Source organism: Metabacillus sp. 22489 (assembly GCF_052044855.1).
In the GTDB taxonomy this organism is placed as follows: domain Bacteria; phylum Bacillota; class Bacilli; order Bacillales; family Bacillaceae; genus Metabacillus; species Metabacillus niabensis.
In genome coordinates this window covers 1-12,594 of sequence record NZ_JBQENT010000076.1, presented here as the reverse complement: position 1 = coordinate 12,594, position 12,594 = coordinate 1, and the positions used below count along the sequence as shown (strand labels likewise).

The 12,594-nt window shown below is 30.8% G+C and carries 7 protein-coding genes; all 7 read left to right on the top strand.

The window, feature by feature from the left end; all coding sequences use genetic code 11:
• The first annotated feature begins 391 nt into the window (after window positions 1-391).
• On the top strand, window positions 392-1,324 hold the full coding sequence (locus ACTJJ9_RS25270; RefSeq protein WP_440768989.1) for a ParA family protein: 933 nt from the start codon (window positions 392-394) through the stop codon (window positions 1,322-1,324).
• Between the two features lie 12 nt (window positions 1,325-1,336).
• A complete protein-coding gene (locus tag ACTJJ9_RS25265; RefSeq protein ID WP_440768988.1) occupies window positions 1,337-1,960 on the top strand; it encodes a hypothetical protein in 624 nt (207 codons plus the stop codon).
• 949 nt (window positions 1,961-2,909) lie between these two features.
• Window positions 2,910-4,988 (top strand): AAA family ATPase, encoded by a 2,079-nt coding sequence (locus ACTJJ9_RS25260; RefSeq protein WP_440768987.1) that lies wholly within the window; start codon window positions 2,910-2,912, stop codon window positions 4,986-4,988.
• Entirely contained in the window at window positions 4,973-6,721 is a 1,749-nt protein-coding gene (locus ACTJJ9_RS25255) for a UvrD-helicase domain-containing protein (RefSeq protein WP_440768986.1), read from the top strand. Before ACTJJ9_RS25260 ends, ACTJJ9_RS25255 begins: the two co-directional genes overlap by 16 nt.
• A 612-nt stretch (window positions 6,722-7,333) precedes the next feature.
• On the top strand, window positions 7,334-8,938 hold the full coding sequence (locus tag ACTJJ9_RS25250) for a hypothetical protein (protein WP_440768985.1): 1,605 nt from the start codon (window positions 7,334-7,336) through the stop codon (window positions 8,936-8,938).
• 4 nt (window positions 8,939-8,942) lie between these two features.
• The gene (locus ACTJJ9_RS25245; RefSeq protein ID WP_440768984.1) at window positions 8,943-10,232 is read left to right on the top strand and encodes a DUF456 domain-containing protein; all 1,290 of its coding nucleotides are present in this window, start codon (window positions 8,943-8,945) and stop codon (window positions 10,230-10,232) included.
• 211 nt (window positions 10,233-10,443) lie between these two features.
• On the top strand, window positions 10,444-11,895 hold the full coding sequence (locus ACTJJ9_RS25240; protein ID WP_440768983.1) for a hypothetical protein: 1,452 nt from the start codon (window positions 10,444-10,446) through the stop codon (window positions 11,893-11,895).
• Window positions 11,896-12,594: the final 699 nt, after the last annotated feature.

Below are 12,594 nucleotides of genomic sequence, written 5' to 3'. Positions count from 1 at the left end.
TAAAGTGAAAAAGTCTATAAAGAAAGGCGACTATCCGTCCAAAAAATGAACGGATAGTCGCCTTTTTCGTTTACGATCTTGAAATAAAATTAAAAAACGTAAGTTTTTCAGTGGCCTCTGAAAAAGCTAAGGGATATTTCAAATATGCCCATATATTAAAGCTTGATTATCAAGAGGTTAAAGATAAACTTGAGAAATATGACTTATATTTATAAAGTCTTTATTTCAAAAAAGGTAACTCTAATTATTAACTAAAATAGACTTATCTATAATTTATTTTTAGAAATGTTAAATTTGTTTGTTGTTTTTTAATAAATGTTTTGATACTAAAAATAAATGTATTAAACTGTGATTATATGGAATTGTAAAAAATGGATGTAGGGGGACTATTATGAAGGTTATATCTGTTATTAACTACAAAGGCGGAGTTGGAAAAACTACACTTTCTGCTAATATTGCGGCAGAATTGGCTTTTAAAGGAAAAAATGTTTTAGTCATTGATCTTGATCCACAAACTAATCTAACCCTATCTTTTATAGATGTGGGTGAATGGCAGAGACTAGATTCTCAAGGTCGTACCATTAAACACTGGTACGATGACTTTCTCGATAATGACAATGATTCCTCGCTAAGAAATTTAGTTTTTTCACCTCAAAGAATTAATAGTCAATTGAATGCATATAACGCTGGTGGCAAAGTAGATCTTATAAGCTCGCATCTAGAGCTTATAAATGTAGATATGGAACTAGCAACTAGGTTAGGAGGAAACACAGATAGAACTATAAGGAGTAATTTTTTACGAGTGCTCTCTAGGCTAAAGCAAAGAATTGATGATATTAAGGAAGACTATGATGTGATATTAATTGACTGCCCTCCGAATTTTAATATAGTGACACAAAACGCTATAATTGCAAGTGATTTTTATTTAGTTCCAGCAAAGCCGGATTATCTATCTACACTAGGTATAGATCAGCTGCTACGTCATATTAATGAATTGACCAATAGATATAATAGATACGTTGAGGAGTCTGGTAGGTCAGAGTGGACAAATATTAATCCAAATGTTTTAGGTGTAATTTTTACAATGGTTTCTTTTTATGATCAACAACCAATATCTGCTCAAAGAGAATATATAGCACAAGTAAGAAGGAACGGAACCAATACTTTTACTAATTACGTAAGGGATAATAAAACTCTATTTGCTGATGCTCCGGAGTATGGTGTACCCGTTGTATTAAAAAGTGATTTAGGGGGTACACATTTGACTGTAAGAACAGAACTTGAAGATGTAGTTGATGAGTTAATTACTTTAGCTACAATTTAAGGGGGGGAGCGTATGTCTAGCAAAAATGAATTTGAGATAATGTTTTCTTTTATATATAGTGTAATAAAAAATTTAAGTAAAGCTGAATATGAAAGCATATTAAACGGCACAGGAACATTAAAGTACACAGAAAAGCCTCTTAATCAAACAGATAAAAGTCATTATGATTCAATTTTGCATAAACTTGTGATGTCTTTTGATAGTGATTTCAATAAAATGGAAATATTAAAAAATGAACTTAATACTAAAAACCAACAGATTAATTTTTGTAATTACTTAAATATTGAAATCAAATCGAAGGATTCTAAAGAAGAAATTTATAATAGAATAATTTATTTTGTACAAGAAAACCAAGAATCTTTGAAAACTAGATTAGATAAAACTAATACAAATGACGAAGAGTTAAAAAAAGTACAGTTATACTTAGAAGATTGTCTGAATAGTCAAGATGCAATTAGATATTTGTCAAACCACAAATTCTTGGAGAATAAAAATAACTTAATGACATTAGCTAAAAGTTTAGATGTAAATGTTCGTAAGGAGTTTAATAATGAAGAAATCCTTAATAGAATTGTTGACTCTGTAGTAGGTTCTAAATTGCGTTCTATGGCAATACGTGGAAAGATTAAAAAATAACCGACCCAATAGTATAATAAGATAGGTATTTTTATCTCGCAGAAAAAAGTAAAGTTGATTACAAATGTAATCTAACAAGTAGGAATTGCAAAAGAATAGACACTTGTATTTGCTAACATTTTGCTAACGCAATCCCATAAAAAACGGTAAATCCCCGTTAAAGATGTTACAGTAAGCAATATCCAAAACGTTGATTTACCGCACTTCTTGCACCTCGCGTTAACAATATTACACTCTAGCAGACTACGGGCGGCATGATGTGATGACCACTCAAGCCCTTGGTGTATAAGGGTTTTGAAGTGATTTGCTAACAAAATGCTAACATTAAGAAAAATAAAAGAAGCTTCTCATAAGTTGAACAACTTGTGGGAAGCTTCTTTTTTCTGGCGTAAGGTGTAGATAAACATTTTCCATAATAATATTATCAGGAGGATTTAAACTCTCCTTGATTAGAGAATGACATCAGTATCCTTTAATTTTAGAAATATATTTAAAAATGCAATGGGTGACTAGTGTTTTTCTAACGACACTTGAGAGCCATAGCGTTTTTACTGTTAAAGGTAGGTTGAAAATATGAGTCTGATTAGTATATGGAATATTTTATCAAACATTGTAGAAAAATTAGTAGGTAAAATATACAATTAAACTATAATGGTAAAAAATAACTAGGGAAAATAAAGAGAAATTCTTAAATGTATTCCATTTAAAAATATGAAAGGTTACAAAAATTTACTTGAAAGCTGACCAGAAGTATTTTGAAAGGGATTTGGCATTGAAATGACATATTGCTTTCTATTTAAAGATGGTAAGTTGAAGCTTTTGGGTTAGTGTTTATCGGATATTGAATAATTAAGTTGAAAAGATAGAGGGGCTAATGAATTGTGCTGTGACTGTGTTGATGATAGAAGATGAGAAATTTAAGTAAAATAAAAAAGCATGGGGGATGTAAATGAGACTAAACAAAATAGTAATAAATAACTTTAGGAAACTATCTCATAATGTATCAATTGATATTTCAGATGAGACATTAATAGTTGGTAAAAATAATACTGGGAAAACTTCTGTTTCGGAATTATTTATAAAGTTTTTTTTACCTAAGAAATCATTTAGGTTAGAAGATTTTAGCAGTTATTCAATTACAAGCAGTCTGGTAAATGATATACATTCTAAGTACTTGCTATTAGCTGAGGATTCTTCACAAAGCTCGGAACAAGTTAGGTATCTTGACGCACTTTTCCCTACAATTAGTATGGATCTGAACATTAGTATCGAAGCAAATGATAACCTTGCTTTAATTAAACCTTTATTATTTGAGTTTACAAATAACGAGGAACTGATAATTAGATTAAAGTATGAGTTCAGGGGACTAAAGACTTGTGTTGATGATTTTACAAAATATAACAAGAAACTAACAACTAAATATAAATCTGGTATAGAAGAAGTCACATTTTTTGATTTCTTTAAAAGAAACTATTCAAATTACTATAAGATAAATGGTTACTGCTCAAAACCTAATCAATTTTATGAACACTCAGTTGATGTAAACGAAATTAGTAATCTATTTAATATAGGTATCATTTCAGCACAACGAGAAGTTGATGATACGTCTGATCAAAATTTACAAAGTATCTCTAATGCACTTTGGAAATACTACCAATTTATTACCAAGGAAAATAGTGACTTAAATCAAGAAGATGTTTACAGAGCGTCAATTAGTAACATAAAAACAAATCTAAATAGTGAATATAGTGAACTATTTAAAGAATTATTAACTTCAATTAACGAGAATATAATGGAAAGTGCTACTCAAAGTGTAGAAATTTCTTCCGAATTTAGTATTGAAGATATTTTAAAAAGAAATTCTAAACTAAAATATAAAATTGACGAATTGTTAATGCCTGAATCCTATAATGGATTAGGTTTTAGTAACATGATGTATATGTTTATTCAATTAATAACTTATATAGATAAAGTAAAAAAAGAGAACAAGGTCTTTAACATCCTATTTATTGAAGAGCCTGAATCACACTTACATCCACAAATGCAATCAACTTTTTTGAAAAAATTAACTGATGTAATTGGTACAGAATATAATGTATATCGAATATTGACAACGCATTCATCCTATATACTACAGAATGCCAATTTATCAGGGGTTAGATTTTTTAATGTTAATTTTAATAGTATTGATGTTAGGTCATTAAGCGCCTTTTTTAAAATACCAGAGTATTCTTCTTTAGAAACATTCGTGAAAAAGTACTTTAAGGTAAATACTTGCGACTTGTTTTTTGCCGATAAAGCAATTTTAGTTGAAGGTACTGTAGAGAGAATGTTGATCTCACTTTTGATTCAAAAGTTTGACGATGAACACAAGACATCCTTATCCAAGCAACACTTAACCGTTGTAGAGGTTGGTGGTGCCTATGCTCATACTTTTAATGAACTTTTAAATTTTTTACAACTTAAAACATTAATTATCACAGATATAGATTCGGTATCTGGCAGCCATAATGAAACTTGTAAATGTGATATATCAGAAGAGGGAGATGACGCAAATACATATAGTATAAAGTCATCCAATGCAGTTATAAAAGATTGGTTTAACAGTACCGGCGAAAAATTATACATTAAAAATCTACTTGATAAATGTAAATCTAGTGATGTGTTAATAAAAACTAATAAAGATGGTAAAGGAGTAAAAAGAATTACCTTTCAAAGACCAACTGATGACAGATTGGTTTGGGGGAGGACTTTTGAAGAACAATTCATTATCGAAAATGCAACTTCATTGGAAAAGTCTATTAAAGCAAGTGAATTCCAATCTCTTATTGAAGCCATCTCTAAAACAAAAGATGGTGGCCTAAATAAAATGGAGAAAAATGAAATTACTGAATCAATACTAAAAGATCATGCCTATGAAATTGTAAGAAATATTGATAAAACTAACTTTGCGTTGGACCTACTAATGTATAATGATTGGAAAGTTCCTCAATACATTAAGGAGGGCTTACTATGGTTAGAGAAGTAAAGGAAAAGATTATCCAATGTATTAATGAGGACACGAGTTTTGTTTTAGAGGCTGGTGCTGGCGCAGGGAAAACACACACATTAATGGAAACACTAAATTTTATTCAAAGTGAATTTAAACATAGTAAAGTATCACAGCCTTCTATACTTTGTATCACTTATACAAATATCGCCAAGAATGAAATAAGAGAGAGAACAAAACATATTCAAGGAATAAAGATTAATACCTTGCATGAATTTCTTTGGGATTTTATAAAACAATTCCAATTAGAGTTAAAAAAAGCAATCATTGATATGATAGAAGAAGACAAAAATAAAATCATTGATGAAATAGGAAAGGCTGAAAGACTAATTGAAAGACCTCGTAAAAATACGAACGTAGAACAAAAGAAGCTGGATTTAGAAAAGAATAAGGCAAAACTAATAAAATACAATACTTGTAAATTAGATAAAATACGTTATGAGGGATATAGAGCTTTATATAAAGGAGTAATTAGTCATAAAGATATTATAAACATTTCAATAAGATTCCTAAAAGAAAATACTTTTGCTAATTTGTTCATAAATGGGTTTACTCATATATTTATTGATGAATTTCAGGATACAAACAAAGACATTCTATTACAACTTATGGAAACTATAAAATTACACAAAAAAGAGAAGTACTTGGTTATTGGTTTATTCGGTGACCGAATGCAACAAATTTATTCTGGACAAGCTTTAGATATTGATTACAATTACTATCAATATGAAGTAATTCCGAAACTTGACAACTATAGGTCGTGTAAAGAAATCATTCTAGCAAATAATATATTGAGAAATGATGGATTACACCAAGAACATAAAAATCAAGATATTAAGTATGAAAAGTTAGATTTTATATTTAATGTAAACAAGGATGATATGTACTTGAAACAACACCTAGGTGGGAATTTAGGTGGCTTTCAAAGATTATTTCTTAATCATCGAGAGATTGCAGAAGAAGTAGGTTTTATTAATATATCAAGAGTATTTACAGAAGAATATACAAATTTAACAAACGACAAACTTTTAAAGAGAGAAGATACTTTTTTAGATTTTCTAATGGAAACAGTATTACCAATGGCAGCTAATTATCTCGCTGGAAATCACCAGTTACTCCTAAAAAATCTGAATAGAGATAGCTTTGGATTAGCTGACCTAACAAATTTAAATAAAGAACTAAATAAAATTTTCAATACTGAGAAACAATTACGAACTATGCTAGAGGGGTTGATTAATAAGAATATAGTAAGTAACAAAAAGGTAAATGGAATAATTAAGGAATATGCTGAATTAGATAAGGCAGAATTTATTGATCAATTACTTGAAATACAGCTACAAGAGTATTTGAATTTATATCGACAAATTAATAATGAGACTAGGCTTCAAACGTTGCATGGTGTTAAAGGGGACGAGTTTGATAAAGTGGTTATTAATATCCGTCATCAACAAAGTTGGAACCAATATAATTTCGATAGTTTATTTATGGAAGGATTTAATGGAACTGTATCAAATCAAAATGCACATAAATTGTTTTATGTTGCCTGTACACGTGCAAAAAGTGCTTTGATAATTAATTATATTTCTGAGGCTAAGGATGAAGTGCTTATTAAAGCTGTCTGTTCTAAAATTCAAGAGTTGTTTGGAAATTTTATCACAACGTATGTGTATGAAAGTGACATGATTATATATAATTCTGAACAATTAGTATGAATTTAAATACGACTATTTCTATTAATAAATTATATTAAACAAGACATTCAGAAAACAATAAAATAAATAATTATGACATTCATTTTAACTCTAAGAGCGGAATTAACTCTAAAGTTGTATCAGGACTATAGAGCATTCAAAGGTGTGCCTTACTTTGTAAGAAATAGGAGTATGGATAAAGATTGCGAGATACAAAAGTAATTATAAATAATGTGGGTTAGCAAATTGCTAACATTTTGCTAACGCAATCCCATAAAAAAAGGTAAATCCCCGTTAAAGATGTTACAACCAAAAACATCCAAAACGTTGATTTACCGCACTTTCTGCACTCAATGTTAACAATATTACACTCTAGCAGACTACGGGCGGCATGATGTGAAGATCGCTCGACCCCTTGAAATATAAGGGTTTTGTAATATTTTGCTAACAAAATCCTAACATTAGTTATATAAAAAGAGATATTCAGGAAATTACAATCGTAATATAAACCTGCCAGTATATAGATAGGGCTATATTATGCTTGTTTTTATGGTATTAAATCCCGATAAAAACTTAAATTCCCAATCATATATAGTATAATTATACTACATATGAATCGTAGGAGTGTTTTTATTGGATGGACAGATATTAGCTAACAGCTTAGTTACATTAAAAGGAACAGATCTTCGAATGGTCTATGCATTATTACTAAAAACGAATATTGGTCATCTTTTATCGTCAAAGGCAAAAGATGTTATATCTAAGTTATCTAAAGAAAAAAGTGATAACTTTACATATCATTTAGAGCAAGAAGTAAATAAGCTTAGAAATGTAGAGGATCAAGTTCTTCAAGTCGATTTATTTCTTGAAATGACAAGGTTATTGAAATTAAGAGGAACGAAATATACATTAGAGAAAGAAATCGTGGATCAATTTATATTAATTGTAAACGACGTTTATCAGCAATTATTAATACAGGATAAACAATTTAAACGCTTTGCAGAAAATGAAATACATTCATCAAAGTTACAACAGATGATTAAATTCCAAATGAGTAAGTTATTTAATGAACTTGATAATAGCTTCAAGGATTTTACTATTGAAGATCAAACGAAATTTGCTTCACAAGTCAATGAATACATACAAAGTTTACCTGAAGAAAAGCAGTCAAAAATTAAGGAAAAGCTAGGTGTTGATGACCTAACGGATGAAATGATTCGTAAGGCAATAGCAACCAGTGGATCAAGTATTGTGTTTGCTATAATTGTTGAGGTTAGTGGGTTTGCCTTCTACACCACCGCAACTTCTTTACTTGCTTCATTTGCTGGCTTTTTTGGTATCACTCTACCATTTGGTGTTTATACAGGATTAACATCTACCATAGCTGTATTGGCTAATCCATTATTTCTAGTTCCGGTACTTCTAGGTGGCGGTGCGTTACTTGTGAACCATCAAAATAAATCGTTAAAGAAAAAACTTATGCCTATTATTGTTATGCAAATTACACTGCCTTTTATGAGTCGTGGTGCTGATGAAGTTTCTTTCGAGTTATTTATAGCCGAATGGAATCGGCGTTTTGAAGAGTATTGTATGTTACAAATAGAATTAAAAAATGAAGATGCAGAAGAACTGAAGTTACAAAGCAATATTAAAAAAACAAAAGGACAAATAAGTAATATAAATTCATCAATCTATAAAGAGGAACTACAAATACGTATTGAGAAGCAACAGATTTATAACGCTCTGAAGTCTAGTAATCTAGAGGATTTGGATATAAATGAGGCTTTTCGAAAAAATAGAAGAGAATACTGGGATATCAATGATAAGATACTATCTCTACAGCAGGCGAAAAAAGTAGATGTTGTGAATGATAGTTTTTTCAGGAAAATTGGGAATAAATTTTCAAATTTTGGTACAAAATTTGATATTAAAAGCGAGGAGAAAAATATAGATAAGTATCTATATTTAATGGTTGAAGATGTATTAAAGTCAACTAGTCCTTTCAAACAAATAGAACGGGAAAGGATTCAAGCTAGTACCATCAATCTTAGAGAATTACGCCAATCTAAGAATGAGAAAATGACATACAAAAGTAGTCTGGAATCTTTATTAAAGCAAGTTAATCAAAACCAGAGCAGTATTAGGCAGGATATTAAGGCAATGGAAAAACAGAATTATGGACTCGAACATTTAAGTGCATCAACACAACAACTACTGCCTACGAGTGAAGAGGGGTAACTTTATGAGTATATCGAATAAACGATTCTGGGATTATTGGAAAAGAGGAATGTATGAGGATGCTCTACGTTACGCAGTCGAGGAAGAAAAGGATCAAAAGCAAAATAGACTGCAAACAATGTTATTTGGTACGCCGGAACAACTAAAACAGACAGGTGCAATTACAGCAGTAAGTGTTGGTGAATTTATTTATGACCTTATAATGATAAATCCTACTGTAGTAAAGGGGCTTGATTTTGCTAGAACAGAAGATTTGTCTTCTCTATATACATTAAGTCAGTTCTCTAGTCAAATTGATACAACGGTTTTAACTGGGGATATGGCCCAGCTACAAGGGTATGTTGCGGAACAAATGATAGCTGCTGAATTACAAGCCAAGGGGCATGACGTAGAGTTTCCAGAAGAATCGAATAACCCGGGCTGGGATATATTAATTGATGGTCAGCCCTTTCAAGTAAAGAATTTAGCTAATCCAAATGGTGTAAGAGAACATCTGGAAACATATCCAGACATTCCAGTTTATGTGAATGAAGAACTTGCACCATACTTTGAAGGAAATCCCAATGTCTATGTATCTAATATTTCTAGAGATGAAGTGATAGATGCTACGTCTACGACAATAACACATGCGGATGACTTATTAGATTTTGAGATTCCGTGGATCGCAGCAGGGGTTAGTTCTATTTATAACATTAAAAGGGTTTGGAAAGATGAAGTAGCAATTAACCAAGCCGTGTTTAATGTAATGAGCGATACATCTTCAAGAGTAGTACTAGGAGCATTAGGGCAAAAAGCTGGAACTGTTGTAGGTGCGATGTTGTTTGGCCCTGCTGGTGCCATTACTGGTGCTATGTTTGGAGCATTCACTGGAGCAAGTCAAGGCGGTAAATTATCTACTGGCATCAGACGAGCATTCTCTAAAAAACAAGAAAAAGAAATGATTGAAGCGATGGATGACTTGATAAGAAAAGTGATGTCTCAAATCGATCAGAAACTTTATATTAAAAAGAGAAAAATAGAAAAGTTAAGGGGAGAAATGGTTAGTTCTAAAGCTAACGATGCGGTTTGGAAAGATATTGAACGACGTTATACAGATGAAGTAGCTTACCTTACTAATAGAAAAGAAGAATTAAATACTATAAATAAATCGATTAAAAATGGGTCGACGCTTGTTGCGGATATATTACCTAATGTAATGGCGATTATAACTAAATGCGGTGTTCACTCATTTCATCTTCAAAATGAGTTAAAGAGATTACAACGAAAAACTAATCAATATGTGAAGAAAATGTAATTGTAAAAAAAGGTAACTCAACAAATTGAGTTACCTTTAGAATGAAGAAATTCAACATATCCACCTAAAGAATAGATATGTAACAATATAAATTTATTATTTCTAATATTTTTCTTGCAAAGGTTTATTAAAGAAGTTGTTGTTCCAAATTTTCATAGATGGAAAAGATTGATTCTTAAAAAATTTGTGATTAGAAGAGAGGTAAGCAGATTTGAGTCAATACTACCTTAAAGCAGATCCCTTAACAGATGGTGTAATAACAAGAATATTAGAAGACTGTTGGAAAGGTAATTTATCAATAAGATTAGAAGATTTGAAAATGATTCATGAAGTTTTATTAAATTACGATGTATTTGGAGAAGTGGCCGAGAATGTATATGTACCTTCATATAATGAAAATGCTGTAGAACTTAAAGATAAATTGCTTGAAGGGCTAACTTCTCGGGTAAAGCAACAAGAAGAACATGAGAATAAGAAGGAAAATATTAAATTATTTCAAAATCAGGGATTTATTTTAAAGGATGATATTTATGGTTCGGCATATGGGCGATTTAACTACATATATCGTGCTAAGGGAACTAGGATTTTTTGGTTTAGTAATGGCTTAATAAAATACGCTTCAGCTTATTCAACAATTGATGAAAATGGTTTTAATTATTCGGTTGAAGAAGTTGATGAGTGTAATATCTTTATGGATATTGATATAAATGAGATTACAGGAACTCCACTCAATGAGGCATTTGGGAATGGAGAAACATTAATTTCTAACTTAGTCAATATTAAGGCTGATTTTACAAGAGACTATGCACTTGAGTATTTATTGTACCCACCAGATGTAATGCGCCTTTCAAATTTTTCAATTCAATTGCGTGAACAAATTTGGGATGCAATCGTTGATATGATTAAAGAGGTGGCCATTGAATATAATAAAGAAAAGGTAGATCTTTTATCATATTTAACTGAATTTACTGGTAATCAAGGTATTTTTCCTGATGCTTACCACGTAATGATGTTATTAGACTTTTACAAAGAAAATCATTTAATATTAGATTCACGAAGATTTCAGGATTTGATGTTCTCTATTAGAAAAACTAGTGGGCCTCAAGAAAAATCACATAAACTTTTAAGTGCCTCGATACTTATTAGTAAATTAGAGAAAACGGATGCTGGTTCATCAATGGCAAACGAATACCATGATATAATATTCGATTGTTTAAGCCAGATATTCAATGATAATTTAAAAAGAGGGAAAAAAGAAGTAAAGATTGATCAGGGTATGAAAAGAATTGATATCGTATTTGATAATTTTGATAAGAAAGGTTTTTTTGCCCATATAAGAGACCGTTTTAATATTTATTGCCCAAAGATATTTATAGAATGTAAAAATTACTCTTCAGATCCGGTTAATCCAGAAGTTGACCAACTAATAGGTAGACTAAGTAATACATCGGGTAAGTTTGGGATTCTTGTATGCCGTAATTTGAAAAACGAGGAAAGACTAATGCAAAGGTGCAGGGCTGCATTGAATAAAGGGCAGGGTTATATTATCTACTTGGTCGATGATGATATAAAAAATTTATTGCACTTAAAAGAAGAATGTAATGATGAGGGGATTATTGATTACTTGTCTGAAAAATGGGATAGTTTAATTCTTGATAATTAAAACTTGTAATCTTTTTACAAAGACATTTATAGAATGTACTTATGTCCTATGTAAACAAAAATGCTAACGTTTTGCTAACGCAATCCCATAAAAAACGGTAAATCCCCGTTAAAGATATTACAGCCAACAATATCCAAAACGTTGATTTACCGCACTTTTTGCACCTCACGTTAACAATATTACACTCTAGCAGACTACGGGCGGCATGATGTAATCTGCCCCTCAAACCCTTGATATGACTGGGTACTGTAGTGGTATTACTAACATTTTGATAACATTGAGGATATTAACTGAGGCTTCTCATAAGTTGACGAAACTTATGGGAAGCCTCTTTTTAATCTCTTTCGTTACATGAAGATATACATTACGTTTTTTGTGAAGCATTTTATTTCATTTTGTCAGTAACGATTGTCTTTAAAATTTTCATTGTGGGCGGTATACTATTGAATAACTTTTATAGTAAAGTATGTGAAACTGACTCTTGCTTTCGCTAAAACATCATACTAAAGGGAGGTTATATGTTTGTTGAAAAGCAATAAAATAAAGTAGTTAAGGTCCGGAAATTTACTGAACATATTCCTTCCTGTGTATTGCAAAATAGAAGTGCAGACCTTTGCAAGAGAAAAATGCAAAGTCCTGCACTTTATTTGATAGGTGCATAAAAAAAGACTTGCCAGTCACCCCAAGTCCCACTACATT

Excerpts from the sequence above, each read along its gene's own strand:
- ACTJJ9_RS25245 (WP_440768984.1), top strand. The coding sequence starts at position 8,943 with ATGAGTATATCGAATAAACGATTCTGGGATTATTGGAAAAGAGGAATG.
- ACTJJ9_RS25265 (WP_440768988.1), top strand. The coding sequence starts at position 1,337 with ATGTCTAGCAAAAATGAATTTGAGATAATGTTTTCTTTTATATATAGT.
- ACTJJ9_RS25255 (WP_440768986.1), top strand. The coding sequence starts at position 4,973 with ATGGTTAGAGAAGTAAAGGAAAAGATTATCCAATGTATTAATGAGGAC.
- ACTJJ9_RS25260 (WP_440768987.1), top strand. The coding sequence starts at position 2,910 with ATGAGACTAAACAAAATAGTAATAAATAACTTTAGGAAACTATCTCAT.
- ACTJJ9_RS25270 (WP_440768989.1), top strand. The coding sequence starts at position 392 with ATGAAGGTTATATCTGTTATTAACTACAAAGGCGGAGTTGGAAAAACT.